Genomic DNA, 16736 nt, shown 5'->3' on the forward strand with positions numbered 1-16736 from the left:
GGGGCGGGCAGCTCTATTATATGGACGCCAACGGCGCCAACCAGACCCGCCGCAATCTGGTGATTCAGGACGGCTACGGCAAAATCTCCTGGGCGCCGGACGGCGAGCGGCTGGCGTTCGCCGCCCGCGGCAAGGCGCAAATCGAGTATCCCCTGGGCGGGGAAATGCGGGTGCCGATTTCCGACATCTTCACCACCCACATCGACTCCAACCACTGGTACACCCAATTGACGGACAACTTCGGCACGAGCTACCCGGACTGGTCCAAGGACGGCAAGTCCGTTTGGGCTTCCACCGACCTCTCGGCCAACAAGTTCAACAATCTCTTTGACCCGACGACGCCGAATTTCCAGCTTTTCCGCTTCAATTTTGGCACGGATACCTTCACCACCAATACCTACATACTGCCGGCCTCGGGCAAAGTCCAGGCCCAAGCGCTGCAACCCGCGGTTTCCCCGGATGGTAAACGGCTGGCTTTTACCCTGGCGGTAACCAACGTGCAGGGAGTGCCGGAAGTGGTTGGTTTGGTCATCATTCCCGCCGGGGAAATAAAACTCGGGTTCAGGGAGCTGGTGGAGTCCGCCGGCAAGCGCCCCAAGGGCTACGCCGCCAGTTGGTCGCCGGACGGTAAAGAACTGGCTTACGTATCCACGAAAAGCGGCAACCCGAATATTTACGTAATGTCAGCAGATGGCGCTTCCGAACGATTGCTTTTAAGCTCCCGCCCCGACCGCGTCATCAACACCACCGCCCCCGGCTGGTCGCCGGACGGCAAATGGCTCTGCTTCTCCTCCACCACGGGCGGCATCTACATCGTCAGTTCCGACGGCAAGCGGGTCTTGCAGCTCACCCAAACCGGCTCCGATTTCCACCCCGCCTGGTCGCCGAAGTAATTTTGTCGGTTTAATCTAATTACCGTTTGAAGACGCGCAATTATTCGTGCACATATGCCCATTTTCCAATTTTTTCCACCCAGCCACCATAGATCTCTTCTGGATAGTGTTCAGTAGGCCAATAAAAGAAAACATCCCAGTTCATTATTCCCAAAGAGCATTGTATGCGTAGCTCCCACGGTGAGTCTCTGAGAATTCTACTTCCATTTGGAGGCCCGAGTAACGATTCGACCTTGGAACGATGCAAATCTACGAAGCCATGTTTGTCGATGAGATTTCCAACCATAAATAAACGCTGGTCTTGTTTCGCTAACCAAGTTTCCTTACTAAAGGGCAAAGCTTGCCCCCTAATAGTATCGGGCAATCGATCCATGCGAGAATCTACAACTATTCCCTTTCCATCCAATTGGAAGGCTAATATTGCATGGTCGGGGTCACCATCTGGATAAACCCAGAGACCTTGCATTGGCGCACCCCGTCTCGACCCTAAGTCCCACCAGATAAGTGATCCCCCGGAATCCTGAAACCGTTCATACTCGAATTCGGGGTACGATTGGAGGCTGGTTTTTGGAATCGCAGCAAGGTATTTAGGCACCAAATCTTTAAGTGAGTCGGGTGGATGCCCTTCATAGCGTTCAAAACGTTTAATTGCATCAACCACTATTTCGGCATGATCTGCCGCACGTTTAAAAGCCCGGTCGCGAAGGGACGAATTAAGGTAAATCATGGTTGCAAGCGCTAAGAGGGTCAAAACTACAGTAGTTAACAAACCTCTGAAAACTATTTTCCACGGAATGCGGAGCCGCCAAGCCACAATTAAAATGAATGGAAGGGCGAGGATGCCCAAAGTGCAGAATAGAAGAATAAACAGAAATGGAGGCATATCACTTTGAATTGCAAAAACCGACTCTCGCAGATCAATTAAACAGAGGAAAACAGGGAGCAAGCCAACCAAAGTGGCTCCCAACTGAAAGTTTTTACCCTTCGTTTCCGCCATAATTCATCTACCAGTAGTTGGTTTGTAGTTTATATACAATTCAAGAGGTCTCCCGATATGATAATCGGCGAAATTCTCCTTTTTTTCAACCCCCATTATCGTTACTTTTCCCCCAATGTCAGAAGAAAAAGAAAAAAAACACGGCCTCGTGGTTATTCACACCGGCGATGGGAAGGGGAAGACCACGGCGGCATTGGGAATTGCCATCCGGGCGGCGGGGTACAAGATGAAGGTTCTCATCCTGCAGTTCGTCAAGGGAAGCTGGAAATACGGCGAAATGAACGGCGTCAAAATGCTGGCCCCCTATGTGGAAATGAAACAGTTGGGGAAGGGTTTCGTCGGCATCATCGATGACAAGCTCCCCTTTGAGGAGCACGTCAAAAAGGCCCAAGAGGCGCTGGCGGAAGCCAAAGAATGGATTTTGAAAAACGAACACCGGATTATCATTTTGGACGAAATCAACGTGGCCTTGGGTCTGCGGCTTTTGAAAGTGGAAGATGTTCTCGATTTGATTAAATCCAAGCCGCCCGAAATGCACTTGGTTTTGACCGGCCGGAACGCCCCGCCGGAGCTTATCGAAGCGGCCGATATGGTCACCGAAATGAAGGAAATCAAACACCCCTACCGCAAAGGCATACTTGCCCAGAGGGGTATCGATTTTTGATGAAGGTCTTCGTCGCCGGCGCCACCGGCTTCGTGGGCAGCCATATTTCCAAAAAACTTGCGGCCCACGGCCATTCTGTAATTGCCCTGGCCCATAGGCGTTCAGATGACGTTCTGAAAGGGGCGGCGGTGGAGAAAAGAGAAGGGAGTATCCTCGATTTAAATTCTCTTCGCACGACCGTCCAAGGAACGGAAGCCATCGTCAATGCCGTCGGCATCATCAAGGAAGTGAAAGGGAAAACCTTTGACGGCATCCATCGGCAAGGGGTGGAAAACCTTATCGCCGCCGCCAAGGAGAACGGAATCAAACGTATCATCCATATTTCCGCCTTGGGAACCGGCACCGGCATCGACACCGCCTACTTCCGCACCAAGGAGGCCGGGGAAAAGGCCTTGATTGCGTCCGGTTTGGACTGGACGGTTTTCCGCCCGGCAATGATTATCGGACGGGGAGACGGTTTTTCGACCGAAATGCTTGCCCTGATGAAAAGAGGCCCCTTCATTCCGGTGATAGGGAAGGGGGGCTACAAGTTGCAAATGGTCTACATCGAGGACGTGGCCGAATGCGTGGCAAAAGCGTTAAAGATGCCGGAAACCTTCGGCCAGACCTATTGTTTGGGCGGGCCGGATGTTATGACAATGAACGAGATTCTTGATTTCTTGGCCGGCTGGAAGGGAATCAAAAAGCCGAAGATTCACGTTCCTTTGTCCGTAATGCGTCTCCTGTCGGCCATTATGGAAAAGGTTTTGCCCAACCCGCCGGTCACGCCCGACCAGATAAAAATGCTTCTGGCCTTCCGCACCTGCGACCCGGCGGTTGCCTCCAAAACTTTTGGCGTTACCTTCAAACCCTGGGCCGAGGCGATAAAGGAGTATTCGTGAGTTTCGGAACCGGCGGCAACGGGCGCGGGTTATAGGTATGACATGCGGATGAAAGGGAGAAAATGACCGAAAGCTTTGACGTTATTATCGTGGGGGGCGGGCCGGGCGGGCTTTGCGCCGGGATGTATTCGGCCCGCGCCAATTTAAAAACTGTTCTGCTGGAAAAATTGATTCCCGGCGGTGAAATTGTCAACACCGCCTGGGTGGAGGATTATCCCGGCTTTGAGTTGATTGGCGGGCCGGAACTGGCCAAGAAAATGGAAGACCACGCCCGCAAATTCGGTCTCGAAATCCGCACGGAAAACGTGACGGAAGTTTATTCCGAGGGGAACGAAAAAGTCGTCAAAACGGACGACAATACTTACCGCGCCAAGGCCGTGATTATCGCCACCGGCGGCTCCCCAACTAAATTAAATATTCCCGGAGAATTGGAATACGCCGGCAAAGGAGTGAGTTACTGCGCCCTTTGCGACGGGGCGTTCTTCAAAGGGGAGGTCATAGCCGTTATCGGCGGGGGGGATGCGGCGGTCGAGGAGGGAACCTTTTTGACCAAATTCGGCTGCAAGGTGTATCTCATCCACCGGCGGGATTCCTTTCGCGCCCAGAAAATCATTCAGGATCGGGCCTTCGCCAATCCGAAGATTGAGGTTATCTGGAACACCGTGGCGGAGGAAATCGTCGGCAACGGCACCAAGGTTTCCGGCGTCAAATTGAAGAACGTCAAAACCGGTGACTCAAAAACCCTGCCGGTCGGCGCCGTTTTCATCTTTATCGGCTTCGTCCCGAACTCGCACATCATCAAAGACCCGATTCAAAAAGACAATCTGGGCTACATCATCACCAACGACCGGATGGAAACCGGCGTTCCGGGGCTGTACGCCATCGGCGACGTCCGCTCCCAGCTTACCAAACAGGTCACCAACGCCGTGGGGGACGCCACCACCGCCGCCGTGGCCGCCCAGAAGTACATCGACGCTTTAAAGGTCGAGCCGGCGACCACCCGAACCTAAAACAGTAGGGGCGAGGCATACTTCGCCCTTATTCTCGCATCATCCGGCGCAGATTTCAACCTGCGACTTGAATAGATTTCAAAAAAGCGTAAATTGAGTTGCAATGGGCGCGATTACCGTCGAACCGCCGGCTGAAACCAAAGTTCCCCAACGCAAGCCGGACTGGCTGAAAGTCAAGCTGCCCTTGGGCGGCAATTACCGGCAGACCAAAACCTGGCTTGCCGATTTGGGGTTGAACACGGTCTGTCAGGAAGCAAACTGCCCGAACATCGGCGACTGCTACGAGCGCCACACCGCCACCTTTTTACTCTTAGGCCAGCTTTGCACCCGTGGCTGCACCTTCTGCGACATCAAGCGGGGCAAACCGAACGGCATCGTCGATTTGGAAGAACCGCGCCGCGTGGCGGAGGCCTCCCGCCGCTTGGGGCTCAAATACATCGTGGTTACTTCCGTCACCCGGGACGATTTGCAGGATGGCGGAGCTTTCATCTTTGCCGAGGCCATAAAGGCGATGCGAGAAGCCATCCCCGGTTGTCAGGTGGAGGTGCTGATTCCGGACTTCCGCGGCAGTTGGGAAGCTCTTAAAGTAGTACTTGAAGCCCGCCCGGACGTTTTGAACCACAACACCGAAACCGTGCCGCGGCTCTACCGCAAAGTCCGTCTCGGCGCGGAATACCAACGCACGCTCGAGCTTTTGACCCGCTCCAAGCAGTATTATCCCGAAATTCCCACGAAATCCGGCATAATGGTTGGCTGCGGCGAGACCACCGAAGAGCTTTTGCAAACGATGCAGGATATCCGCGCCTGCGGCACTGACATTTTGACCATCGGCCAGTATCTTTCTCCCGGCGGCTGGCATCTGCCGGTGGAAAAATACTATCATCCGGATGAATTTGAGGAACTTCGGGTGGCGGGAGAGAAAATGGGTTTTCAGCACGTTTTCTCCGGCCCTTTGGTGCGCAGCTCCTACCATGCCGGCGAGCAGGCCGCCCACTTGAAGAAAAAAGAAGTGCAGGTTTCAGCCGCTGAACTTTCGCCGTCCTTTGCCGTGTGAAGCTTTCGGACTACGAAAGGCCGTACTCCGCCGCCTCCCTCATATACCGTCAGGGGGATAGTCCCGATTCCCTTTACCTGCTCGAAAAAGGAAAAGTCACCCTTTCCAAAGTTCGCGGCGACAAGCGCTCCCTCCAAAAAATTATAACCGAGGGGAGTTTCTTCGGGCTGGAGGAGTTTCTGCTCGGCGCGCCAAGGGAGGAGGAGGCCGCCGCCGTTTTGGATTCCGTCGTTCTGGAACTTCCCCGGCATTTGGCGGAATCCTATCTTTTGTCCAACCCCAGGTTTCTGTATGAACTCTGCGAGTATCTGGCCCGCAAAAGCCGCCGGCTGGACAAGGCCTTCTTTCTTTCCGGCCGCTCGGAGGGGGCCCGGCTTTCCGCCGCTTTGTGGCTCGCTTTGCAAAGCGGCGGCAACGGGCAGTCCCCCGCCGGCGTGGGGGAGGTGATGGAAATTCTCCATTCCGTCACGGGTCTGCCGTCCGACCGGATTGCCGATTTTTTAACCGAGCTGGAGCGGCTGGAAATCGTGGGAAAGTCCGGCGAAAAGGTTTTTTTGAAATCCGCCGAAAAACTGTTCCGCTACGCCGAGTACCTCGAAGACAAGGAGCATTTCGGTTAATTGCGGCATTAGACGCATTTCCTTTCCCCCGCCTTTTGTTTTTTAGGGGTATTTCCCCAAAATTCAAGCCCCAATCCCTTTCTGCCGATATTCCTTACGATGGGGGAAAAGCGCACTCGGGCGGCCATACGGGCAACCATTCTGGCGGTGGATGACGAGCCGCGCGTTCTGGAACTGGTGGTGGAAATGCTTTCCTCGCTCGGGCCCTTTCGCGTGCTTTCCGCCCGCACGGCGCCGGAGGCGTTCGAAATCCTGTCCTCCGAACAAATCGATATTCTCCTCTCCGACCTGTTCTTGGGATCCTATTCCGGGCTGGACATCCTGCACGAGGCCAAGGCCGCCAATCCGGACATCGTAATCATTTTCATGACCGCCCAGCCCTCGGTGGAAGGGGCGGTGGCGGTTTTAAAGGAGGGGGCCTATGACTATCTGGTCAAGCCGTTCCGTCGGGACGATTTGAAAGCCGCCATCGAACGGGGGATGGAGAAGCAGAAATTGCAGCGGGAGAACATCCATTTGAAAGAGCAGCTTGCGCTCTACCAGATTTCGGAGGCGATGGTCGGCTCCGTTCGGGTGGACGAAGTTTTGGGTTTGATTCTCGATTTTGTCTTGAAAGAATTCAAGGCGGATACCGCCTCCATTCTGCTGCTGGATCCCGCCACGCGCGAACTGAAGCTTTCCCAGTTTCGCGGCAAAACCCGGGATATTGAGGGAAGCTACTTTGTTTTGGGGAACGACCCGGCCTGCCGCTCCGTGGTGGAATCCGCCAAGCCGAAGGTGGTGAACAAAAGCTCGCCCACCGTGGACGGCTCCCCCCGCCCCCGTATTCGCTCCATGGTTTCCTATCCGCTTTTGGCCAAAGGCCAGGTAATCGGCGTTTTGAACGTGGTGCGGACCGAAACCGTCAACTATTTCTCGCAGGGGGAGCTTTTTTCGCTTGGAATAGTTGCGAGCAAAGCCGCCACGGCCATTGACTCGGCCCGGCTGTACGAGGAACTGGAAAGCGCCTACTTTGATACCATAAACGTCCTGGCCAACTCGATCGAGGCGCGCGATCGCTATACCCGCCGCCACACGGATCGAGTCCGGTATCTCACGGAAATGCTGGCCGTGCAGTTGGGTTTTTCCGGGGAAAAACTGAAGGAAGTCCGGATGGGGGGGATTCTGCACGACGTGGGAAAAATTTCGGTTCCCGACCACGTTTTGAACAAGCCCGGGCCCTTGACCAAGGAAGAATTTGCCATCATGAAAAAGCATCCCGAAACCGGCAAAAAAATGCTGGAGGGAATTGAGTTTCTGCGCCCGGCCCTGCCGTACGTTTTGTACCACCACGAGCAGTACGACGGCAGCGGCTATCCCTACGGATTGAAGGGGGAGGAGATTCCGTTCGAGGGGCGGCTTCTGGCCGTGGCGGACACTTTCGATGCCATCATCTCCGACCGTCCCTACCGCAAAGGAGCCCCCTTCGAGAAGGCGCTGGACGAGCTGGTGAAGTTTTCCGGCCGGCAGTTCGACCCTTCCGTGGTGAATGCCTTTGTCGCCGTCTGGGAAAACCACGTGCTGGATTTGGAATTTCTGGCCACCGGGAAATATCTCGATTTGCCGGCCGAGGCCCCCTCCGCGCGCAAGTAATCAGGCCAGCGGCACGGGAATAAAAATCAAAACAAAAATCAGCAGGGAGAGCCAGCCCAGTACTTGATGGCCGGTCGTCAACTCGTAGCTGTCGTCCAGTGTCGGCGGATGTTCCAGCCGGAAGAAAACGGCCAAAAGGGCCCACATCCACCAACCGTTAAACCAAAAGCCGAGCGGAAAAAGGGAAAGCCAGAAGACTCGGGCCACGATTTTTTGCTTGCGGCCAAACAGGGCATAGGCGATATGACCGCCGTCCAGGGAGCCGATGGGTAAGAGGTTCAGCATCGTCACCAAAAGCCCGGCCCAGCCGGCAAAGCCGAGCGGTGAGATTAGAATCGTATGCCCTTCCGGCAGTTTCCCCCAGATTAAATCGGAAAGCCATTTGGAAAGAAGCGAGTCCCCAAGAACCAACCCGCCGGTGGTCTCCGGCACCACTTGCGAATTTATGAGACCATAAATCAATGCCGGAATGGCGACCGCGAGTCCGGCAATCGGCCCGGCGGCGGCGATTTCCATCAATTCTCTGCGGTTAAAAAACGGGGCATTGGCCCGGATGACCGCCCCAAAGGTGCCAAAAAGAGTGGGGCCGGGGATGAAATAGGGGAAAGAAACCTCAACGCCAAGCCGTTTGGCGGCGAAAAAATGCCCCGCCTCGTGGCAGGTTAAAATCCCTAAAAGGCCGAAGGCAAAAGGGAGGTTTTCCGATACCAACCGCCAAAAGTCAGTTCCCTTTGGCGCTCCCGAGAACTGCAAGTAGGGTGGAAAGAAGACGACCGAAAGAATGGTTGCAACAAAAAGGCCGGCCGCCAGCCAAGGAAAGGCCGTCTTTACCTTGGGCTTTACCTCCAAAATCGGTGCGGAAACCCGCCCCGCAAACTTGGCCTCCCAGCCCAGCGGTTCCAACTGCCGGTTGGTCTCCTCCAGCCGTCCCGACCGGTCCGTAAAGGGATTGATTTTATAATAAAACCGGTCTCGGTACAGCAATTCCCTTTCCGGCTGCCAGAGAAAGGCAACTATCCCGTTGACCGCTTCCAGTTCCGCCGGGTCAATCTTTTTCATCCCGGCAATATATATACCAGTTGTTCGGCAGGCGAAGAATTCACCGCATTTCGCTTGTCTTTTAAGCGTCTTTTAAGTTATTTTTACCGTTCGGAGGAGCTATCGAAAAGGTCTGGACGGTAGGCGAGCTGACCCGCTCGGTCAAGGAAAATCTGGAAGAGGCCTTCCCGGCTGTCTGGGTGGAGGGGGAAATGTCCAACTTCAAGCTTTATCCCTCCGGCCACCGCTATTTTTCGCTGAAGGACGAGGAAGCCCTGCTGCGCTGCACCATCTGGCGTTCGGCGGGACAGTATCTCTCCTTTGAGCCGGAGGACGGCATAAAAGTCCACGCCTTCGGCAATTTGACGGTTTATGAAAAGCAGGGGCAGTACCAGCTCAACGTGTTGAAACTTCTCCCCATTGGAAGGGGGGAACTGGAGATCGCTTTCCAAAAGCTTAAAGAGCGGCTCTTTAAAGAAGGGCTTTTTGACGAGGCGCATAAAAAACCGATTCCGGAGTTTCCCCAAAGCATAGGCATTGTCACCTCTCCCGCCGGCGCGGCCATTCAGGATATGCTGAAGGTATTTCGCCGCCGCTATCCTCCGGCCGAATTATATCTTTACCCGGCCCGTGTACAGGGGGAGGGGGCCAAAGAGGAAATTGCCGACGGCATCCGTGCTTTCAACGAATGGGGTGGTGTGGACGTAATCATACTTGGCCGTGGCGGCGGTTCCTTGGAGGATTTGTGGGCCTTCAATGAAGAGGAAGTGGCCCGGGCGATTTACGCCTCCCTGATTCCTGTCGTTTCGGCCGTAGGTCATGAAATAGATATTACCATAGCTGATTTTGTGTCGGATATGCGGGCGCCAACCCCTTCCGCCGCAGCAGAAATGGTGGTGCCGGATAAAGCAGAACTTGAAGGGGTGCTAAAAGGGTTGAAAGAGCGGATAGCCGGTCTTTTTGCTCATCAGCTTACTCAATCACAAGCTCGATTGGATGCCGTTTTGGGAAGCTACGGCCTGCGCAGACCGGTTGATTTGGTCAACCAAAAATCACAGTTTTTGGATGAATTGATCAGGCGCTCACAGCTTGCTCTGGAAAACCGGCTAGGGAAAATTCATCTTGAGCTCAAATCGACCGTCGACCGGCTGGCGACCCTTTCTCCCCAATCCGTTCTGGCGCGTGGCTATTCCATTGTCCGGCGGCAGACGGACGGCAAGGTGGTTCGGGAGTATAAAGATGTTAAGGTTGACGAAAGTGTGGATTTGATTTTTTCCAAGGGGAAAGCGGAGGCGGAAGTGATTAAAACTTCTGCGGAGGGATTGTGAAAAAGGGAAGGATGGCCGCCGAGGCCCCGCCGTTCAAGGAACCAAAATCGTTTGAAGCGGCCTTGACCCGGCTGGAGGAAATCGCCGCCCGGCTGGAGTCCGGCGAGACGGGGCTGGAAGAGTCGCTGCTCGTTTATCAGGAGGGGATGCAGCTTTCCGGCTGGTGCCAGAAAAAACTGGACGAAGCCCAGAAAAAGCTGAAAATTCTCGTCCGCAACAAGGGCGGCGAGGTTGAGGTTCGGGAAGAATGAACCCAGCCGCTGCCGGAGTTGCTGTCGATTTAAAAACTTTTCTTGAGGAAAAGCGGGAACTGGTGGATCGTTGGCTGGATCGTTTTCTCCCGCCCGAGAACGAGCCGCCGACGGTTCTGCACAAAGCGATGCGCTATTCGGTTTTCGCCGGGGGAAAGCGAATCCGCCCGATTTTAGCGGTTTTGTCCTTCGAAGCGTCGGGGGGAAAAGGGGATGAAATTTTCGCCCCCGCCTGCGCGATGGAGCTGGTGCACACCTTTTCCTTGGTGCACGATGATTTGCCCTGCATGGATGACGACGATTTGCGGCGCGGCAAGCCGACCCTCCACAAGCTTTTTGGCGAGGGGGTCGCCGTTCTGGCCGGGGATGCCCTTTCCGCTCTGGCCTTTGAGCTTTTGGCCTCCTCCGGCCCGGCCGTTTTGACCACTTTCACACAGGCTTTGGGCCCGAAAGGAATGCTGGGGGGACAAGTGGCTGATTTGAAATCGGAAGGGAAGAAAGTGACGCTTGCGGAAGTGGAGGAAATCCACAAAATGAAAACGGCGGCTTTGATTGCCGCCTCGCTAAAAATCGGCGCCTTGGTCGCCCGCGCGCCGGAAACCGAGGTTGATGCCTATTTTCGCTTTGGGCAGAAACTGGGGCTGGCGTTTCAGATCGTGGATGACGTTCTGGAGGCAACCGGCAACGATTTGGCGTTGGGAAAACTGACCGGCGGGGACCGGCGCAAGGAAAAGGCCACCTATCCTTCCGTGGTCGGGGTGGAGCAATCAAAAACGATTGCACGCCGGCTCACGGCGGAAGCCAAGGAGGAAATTGCCTTTTTGGACGGAAATTATCCGTATCTTCCGCGGGTCGCAGATTATATTGTTGAACGGGTATGATTTTAGAGAAAATTAACTCCCCTGCCGATTTGCGGAAGCTGAAGCAGGCCGACTTGGCTCCATTGTCGGAAGAGCTCCGTTCCGAGATTCTTAAAACCGTTTCCCAAACCGGCGGGCATTTGGCCACCAATATGGGGGCCGTGGAACTCACCCTGGCTCTGCATTACGTTTTTAACACTCCGCAGGATAAAATTGTCTGGGATGTAGGCAACCAGACCTACGCGCACAAGCTCATCACCGGTCGCCGGGGGCGCTTCCATACCCTTCGTCAGTATGAAGGGCTGTCCGGCTTCACCAAAATTGAGGAAAGCGAATACGATGTTTTTGGGGCCGGGCACGCCTCCACCGCAATCTCGGCGGCTTTTGGGATGGCTTGCGCGCGGGATTTGTCGCAGGAAAAATACAAAGTCATCGCCGTTTTTGGCGACGGCGCCCTGACCGGCGGGCTGGCGTACGAAGGGCTGAACAACGCCGGCGCTTCCGGCAAGGATTTTTTGGCCATTTTGAACGACAATTCGATGTCGATTTCCAAAAACGTGGGTGCCATTGCACAATATTTGACCGGCGTTCTGACGGACGAAACCTACAACAAAATCAAAGCCGACATCTGGGAGCTGGTGGGGAAGACCAAAAGCGGGCTGAAGCTGCGCTCCTTGGTTTCCTATATGGATGAAAACATCAAGGGATTTTTCCTGCCGGGCATAATTTTCGAAAAACTCGGTTTCCGCTACTTCGGCCCGATGGACGGACATGATTTGCCCAAGCTGATAAAAACGTTGAAGCAAATAAAGGGGCTTCCCGGCCCGATTTTGCTGCACGTATTGACCACCAAAGGGAAGGGGTTTCCGCCCGCCGAACAGGACGCCGCCCGCTTTCACGGCGTCTCCGCCTTTGACAAGGTGACCGGCGCCACGCTGGCACCATCCTCCGGCACGTCCTATATGCAGGCGTTTGGCGAAACAATGGTAAAATTGGCGGAAGCCGACCCTGACGTGGTTGCCGTTACCGCGGCAATGTGCCAGGGGACCGGCCTTTCGGAATTTGCCAGAAAATATCCGGACCGGTTTTTCGACGTCGGCATTGCCGAGGGACACGGCGGGACGTTTGCCGCGGGGCTGGCGGCGGCGGGAAAAAAGCCGGTGTATGCCATCTATTCCACCTTTCTGCAAAGGGCCTACGACCAGGTGATTCACGACATCGCCCTGCAAAAACTGCCGGTGGTGTTCGGCATTGACCGGGCCGGGCTGGTCGGCGAGGACGGCCCCACCCACCACGGCATTTTCGATATTCCGTACCTGCGCTGTTTGCCAAACATTGTGGTCTCCGTGCCGAAGGATGGAGAAGAACTGGCGAATCTGCTTTACACCGCCGTCAATTACAAAAACGGCCCGTTCTCCATTCGCTATCCGCGCGCCAGTATCCCGGACAAGCTGACGGGAGAATTCAAGGAGATTGAAATCGGATCCTGGGAAGTGCTGGAAAAAGGGGAGGGTGTTTTGGTCATCGCCTGCGGCACGATGGTCCATCCGGCGCAAAATGTTGTACGTCAAATGCGGGAAGAAGGGTACCACCTCACGCTGGTAAACGCCCGCTTCGTCAAACCGCTGGACGGACGGCTTCTGGATCTGCTGTTCACCGACCACCGGGTCGTTCTAACCATCGAGGAAGGGGCTTTGGCGGGCGGCCTCGGCTCCGCCGTGATGGAATATATGGAGGCCCGCAAGCTCTCCGGCATCTCTTTCCGGAGGTTGGGAATCCCCGACCGGTTTATCCATCAAGGGGCGCGCAAGATATTGCTGGAGGAAGTCGGTTTGACGGAAGAAGGGATTAAAGCCGAGCTTGCCGCGATGAATCTGAACCTGGCGAAGAAGAAAAGCCGGGTCGCTTCCGAATGAAATTGGGTCTTTTGGTCAACGCCGGTCGCCCCGGAGCCGGGGCGGTCCTTTCCGAAATTTTGGATTGGGCTGAAAAATCCGGGGTGGAGACCTTCATTTTTTCCGACGGTGCGCTTCCCGCTTCCGGCGGCACGGCCGTCGCCGAAGCCGAACTGGCCTTCCGCGCCGATTTCGTTTTGGCCCTGGGGGGGGACGGGACGATCTTGCGCACCGCCCGCGCGGTTGGAAACTCCCAAAAGCCGATTCTGGGTATCAACACCGGCGGGCTGGGTTTTCTGGCGGAGCTTTCTAATCGGAATGTGACCGCTGCCCTGGATTCCTTGAAAAAAGGCCGGTATCAGCTTGAAGACCGCATGGTGCTTCAGGCGGAGGTGAAAACCACCGGCCAAAGGTTTTTCGCCCTGAACGATGTCGTGGTGGAAAAGGGGGAGGTTCGCCGGCTTTTGCGGCTCACGTTATCGGCCAACGGGGAGTACATCTGCTCCTACGCCTCCGATGGACTGGTAATCTCAACGCCGACCGGATCCACCGCCTACTCCCTTTCGCTTGGCGGGCCGATTATCAATCCCAAAATGGCTTTGACCATAGCCGTCCCGATTTCCCCTCACAGCCTGGCTTCCCGCCCGCTGGTTTTCGAGCCGGGCGACGTGCTCGAAGTGAAACTCTCCCAGCCCGAAAAGGAGGCCCTGGTCACCGTGGACGGGCAGCTTTCGCAAAAAATCACCTCCGCCGACCGGCTGGAGGTGCGCCGGGCGCCTCATGCCATCCGCCTCGTGCGCTTCAACCGGCAATCGTTTTACGAGGTTCTGCGCAGCAAACTCCACTGGGGGGTTTTGCCGGGGGAGGGGTAGTTTGAAATACGTTTTATGGGGGCTTGCGTTTTTCTTATTATTCACTGCCGGGTTCGTGGTTTACGCCGCCACCGGCCTGCCGGAAGTGGGCTACTTGGCTCGCGAGAACCCAAAAACCACCGCCTTTGCGGAAATCTGGAAGAAAAAGCAGAACGGCGCAAAGTCACCCTCGCATGTACATCAGGAGTGGATTGACTTCAAGGATGTTTCCCCGTACCTCGTCGGCGCCGTTCTGGTGGCGGAGGACGCCAACTTCTGGGAGCATTCCGGGTACGACTGGCAGGAGATCAAGCGGGCCATCCGCACGGACTTAAAGAAAGGCAGATTTTCCCGGGGCGCCTCCACCATCACCCAGCAGCTGGCCCGCAACCTTTTTCTGTCCGGCGAAAAGACCCCTCTGCGCAAACTGCGCGAGTTTTTCATCGCCCGCAAGCTGGAGCGCGAACTCTCCAAAATGAGGATTCTCGAGCTTTACGTAAACTGGGCCGAATGGGGGGAGGGGATTTTCGGCATTCAGGCCGCCAGCTGGACTTATTTTCAAAAGCCGGCCTGGGAGCTCTGGCCGGAGGAGGCCGTGCGGCTGGCAACCATTCTGCCCAACCCCAAAAAATTCTCCCCGTTTTCCGATTCTGCCTATCTGAAGCGCAAAAGAAATCTGATTTTGCAGCGTATGTTAAAGTATGGAATGATTTCCAACGAGGATTATGAGTTTGCTAAAGAGAAGCTCGAAGAGGGAGCAAGTTAAAACCGCCCTCTATAAGGGAATGTGCGCGGTTTTGTTTTTAACCGGATTTCTCTTTTTCTTGATTGCCGCCTGCAGTAAAAAGAAACCGGCCGCTCAGAATCCCAACCTGCCTCCCCAGCTTTCACTCGTGCCGAATCCTCCAGCAAGTCCCGCTCTAAACGAAAACCAAACTATTGCTTTTGGACTTGCGGCCCTTGACCCGGAGGGAGCAATTCCCGTTTTCTCTGCGTTCGGATTGCCGAAGAATGCGGTGTTTGTGGACAGCGCCAACGGCCGCGGAAGTTTCTCCTGGACTCCCACCTTTTCGCAGGAGGGGACTTATCCGCTTGGCTTTATCGCATCCGATGGCGCGCTGGCCGATACGGAACGGGTGATGGTCTTTGTTGGAAATGTCAACCGCCCCCCGTTTCTTTTGCCGATTGACAGCCAGTTTTTTCTCGAAGGGAGTGCTTCCGCCTTTAGCATCCGGGGGATCGACCCGGACGGGGACTCCATCTTTCTTTCCGCCAACGCCCTTCCCGGCGGGGCTTTTTTTATAGATAGCTTGAACGGGAGGGGAGGTTTTTTCTGGAGCCCTACGTTTGACCAAGCTGGTGAACACCAGCCGGTCTTTTCCGTAACCGACCGCCAGTTTACGGACACCAAAAATGCCCGGCTGGTGGTCTTGGACTTCGACCGGGCACCCTCGATTTCTTCGCTTCCCGACCAGCGCGTTACGGAAGGGCAGATTGTAAGTTTCGCCGTAGCCGCTGCCGACCCGGATGGTGACGCGATTTCCCTGTCTGCCCTCAATCTTCCTTCCGGGGCCGCCTTCCTGGACAGCGGAAATGGAAGGGGGGGCTTTTTCTGGCAGACAAGAGTTTTGCAAGCCGACGTTTTCTTCGACACCTCCGTCACCTTTGTGGCGGCAAGCCGGGCATTGGCCGATACGCTCTCCGCAAGAATAAAAATGGACACCGCTTTGCTTACTTATTCCAATCACACCAAGGCGATTTTTGACACCCGGTGCACCCCCTGCCATTTCCCAAACAGCTCCCCGCCCAACCCGGCGATGTGCCCGCCGTACTGCTGGGACAACTACACCACCATTTTTCAATTCCGGGAGCGCATTCGCATCCGGGTAACCGCCGGAACGATGCCGCCAACGGGTGGACTGCCGCAAGGTATGCGGGACACCATCAACGCCTGGGTGCTGCGCGGAGCGCCGCAGTAGAAATTGAAACGGTTTTCATTTATTGTGCTCGGAGGGTTGTTTCTCGGAAGTTGCCGGTACGAGCCGCAGCTTCTTTTTGATTACTACGGTTTTCAAAAGGTTTCGACGGAGGAGGAATTGGATGCCCGGCGGCCCGAGTTTCAGGGGGGCGGGGAACGGATTTACTATTTTGCCCGGTCGGCCGGCGACTCGCTTTTGCAGTTCCGGCGGGTCGATTCAAGCGGGAGGCGGCGGGCGTTTTCCCCGCTTGTCTATAATCCCGGAAAATTTCCGATTCTGTCCGACGACGAGCGATTTTTGGTGTACGAGAAAGCCGTTTTGGATACCAACAGCTACCTCCCCTACCATCCGCGGTTGCGAACGTATTATCCTGATTCCGTTTTGAAGCGAGCGGCGCGCGCCCCGCAGAATAAAATTGACCTGTACCGGTTTGAGTTGGCCAACGGGGAGGAGGTCCGGCTGACGACCAGCGGCAACGCCCATCTGCTCGGCTTTTACGACCGGAATTACGTCGTTTACTACACCTTGGTGGATTCAATTTTTTATCTGGATGCGGTCTCCTTGGCGCCCGTGCGCCGCGCGGGACGATACTTTTCCCTTTCCCTTTTGGCCTTGAACCGGGAGGAGATTGATTTGGAATGGTCGCTTTTTCGCTCCCCGGACCGCAAGCGCTCGCTGGTCACCCAGGTCGTAACCGATTATCAGGATAAGGATTTCAACCGTTTTCGTTACTACCTCGTTCAACCCGAATCGGAAAAGCGTCTTTTGGTCTGGACCGGCGGG

Annotated in this window: 17 protein-coding genes; 15 read left to right on the top strand and 2 right to left on the bottom strand. The window is 55.4% G+C overall.

Translation table 11 applies throughout. The features are described 5' to 3' along the window. A partial coding sequence (locus VNL73_05905) for a hypothetical protein (protein HXF48941.1) occupies positions 1 to 893 on the top strand: 893 nt, incomplete at its 5' end. 40 nt (positions 894 to 933) lie between these two features. Here the strand turns inward: VNL73_05905 and VNL73_05910 are convergent. After that, positions 934 to 1890, bottom strand: coding sequence for a hypothetical protein (locus VNL73_05910; protein ID HXF48942.1), 957 nt, complete (start codon positions 1888 to 1890; stop codon positions 934 to 936). Positions 1891 to 2005: 115 nt separating this feature from the next. Here VNL73_05910 and cobO point away from each other — a divergent pair, with 115 nt between their 5' ends. The 6 genes from cobO to VNL73_05940 all read left to right on the top strand — a co-directional run bounded on the left by cobO (position 2006) and on the right by VNL73_05940 (position 7751). Further along, positions 2006 to 2554, top strand: coding sequence for a cob(I)yrinic acid a,c-diamide adenosyltransferase (cobO, locus tag VNL73_05915; protein HXF48943.1), 549 nt, complete (start codon positions 2006 to 2008; stop codon positions 2552 to 2554). Then, positions 2554 to 3435 (top strand): complex I NDUFA9 subunit family protein, encoded by an 882-nt coding sequence (locus tag VNL73_05920; protein ID HXF48944.1) that lies wholly within the window; start codon positions 2554 to 2556, stop codon positions 3433 to 3435. The genes cobO and VNL73_05920 overlap by 1 nt, the downstream gene beginning before the upstream one ends. 62 nt (positions 3436 to 3497) lie before the next feature. Continuing rightward, positions 3498 to 4445, top strand: coding sequence for a thioredoxin-disulfide reductase (trxB, locus tag VNL73_05925; GenBank protein HXF48945.1), 948 nt, complete (start codon positions 3498 to 3500; stop codon positions 4443 to 4445). A gap of 103 nt (positions 4446 to 4548) precedes the next feature. Next, positions 4549 to 5499: a lipoyl synthase gene (lipA, locus tag VNL73_05930; protein ID HXF48946.1), complete on the top strand. Its 951-nt coding sequence runs from the start codon at positions 4549 to 4551 to the stop codon at positions 5497 to 5499. Next, positions 5496 to 6119 carry a cyclic nucleotide-binding domain-containing protein gene (locus tag VNL73_05935; protein HXF48947.1) on the top strand — a complete coding sequence of 208 codons (624 nt, stop codon included), beginning with the start codon at positions 5496 to 5498 and terminating at the stop codon, positions 6117 to 6119. The genes lipA and VNL73_05935 overlap by 4 nt, the downstream gene beginning before the upstream one ends. 99 nt (positions 6120 to 6218) lie before the next feature. After that, the gene (locus tag VNL73_05940; protein HXF48948.1) at positions 6219 to 7751 is read left to right on the top strand and encodes an HD domain-containing phosphohydrolase; all 1533 of its coding nucleotides are present in this window, start codon (positions 6219 to 6221) and stop codon (positions 7749 to 7751) included. Here the strand turns inward: VNL73_05940 and VNL73_05945 are convergent, their stop codons facing one another. Next, positions 7752 to 8810 (bottom strand): site-2 protease family protein, encoded by a 1059-nt coding sequence (locus tag VNL73_05945; protein HXF48949.1) that lies wholly within the window; start codon positions 8808 to 8810, stop codon positions 7752 to 7754. It abuts the gene before it with no gap. A 101-nt stretch (positions 8811 to 8911) separates the two neighbouring features. Here VNL73_05945 and xseA point away from each other — a divergent pair, with 101 nt between their 5' ends. The 8 genes from xseA to VNL73_05985 all read left to right on the top strand — a co-directional run. After that, a complete protein-coding gene (gene xseA / locus VNL73_05950; GenBank protein HXF48950.1) occupies positions 8912 to 10117 on the top strand; it encodes an exodeoxyribonuclease VII large subunit in 1206 nt (401 codons plus the stop codon). Continuing rightward, on the top strand, positions 10114 to 10368 hold the full coding sequence (gene xseB, locus VNL73_05955) for an exodeoxyribonuclease VII small subunit (protein ID HXF48951.1): 255 nt from the start codon (positions 10114 to 10116) through the stop codon (positions 10366 to 10368). Before xseA ends, xseB begins: the two co-directional genes overlap by 4 nt. Further along, positions 10365 to 11249 (top strand): farnesyl diphosphate synthase, encoded by an 885-nt coding sequence (locus tag VNL73_05960; protein ID HXF48952.1) that lies wholly within the window; start codon positions 10365 to 10367, stop codon positions 11247 to 11249. The genes xseB and VNL73_05960 overlap by 4 nt, the downstream gene beginning before the upstream one ends. Next, a complete protein-coding gene (gene dxs, locus VNL73_05965) occupies positions 11246 to 13144 on the top strand; it encodes a 1-deoxy-D-xylulose-5-phosphate synthase (protein HXF48953.1) in 1899 nt (632 codons plus the stop codon). Before VNL73_05960 ends, dxs begins: the two co-directional genes overlap by 4 nt. Continuing rightward, positions 13141 to 13995, top strand: a complete 855-nt coding sequence (locus VNL73_05970) for an NAD(+)/NADH kinase (protein HXF48954.1) — start codon at positions 13141 to 13143, stop codon at positions 13993 to 13995. The genes dxs and VNL73_05970 overlap by 4 nt, the downstream gene beginning before the upstream one ends. 1 nt (position 13996) lies before the next feature. Beyond that, a complete protein-coding gene (gene mtgA / locus VNL73_05975; protein ID HXF48955.1) occupies positions 13997 to 14740 on the top strand; it encodes a monofunctional biosynthetic peptidoglycan transglycosylase in 744 nt (247 codons plus the stop codon). Continuing rightward, positions 14700 to 15953 (top strand): hypothetical protein, encoded by a 1254-nt coding sequence (locus VNL73_05980; GenBank protein HXF48956.1) that lies wholly within the window; start codon positions 14700 to 14702, stop codon positions 15951 to 15953. Before mtgA ends, VNL73_05980 begins: the two co-directional genes overlap by 41 nt. A gap of 36 nt (positions 15954 to 15989) precedes the next feature. Next, the coding region (locus VNL73_05985; protein ID HXF48957.1) for a hypothetical protein at positions 15990 to 16736 on the top strand (747 nt) is incomplete at its 3' end.

The sequence above is a fragment of the Verrucomicrobiia bacterium genome, assembly GCA_035574275.1.
In the GTDB taxonomy this organism is placed as follows: Bacteria; Zixibacteria; MSB-5A5; order DSPP01; family DSPP01; genus DSPP01.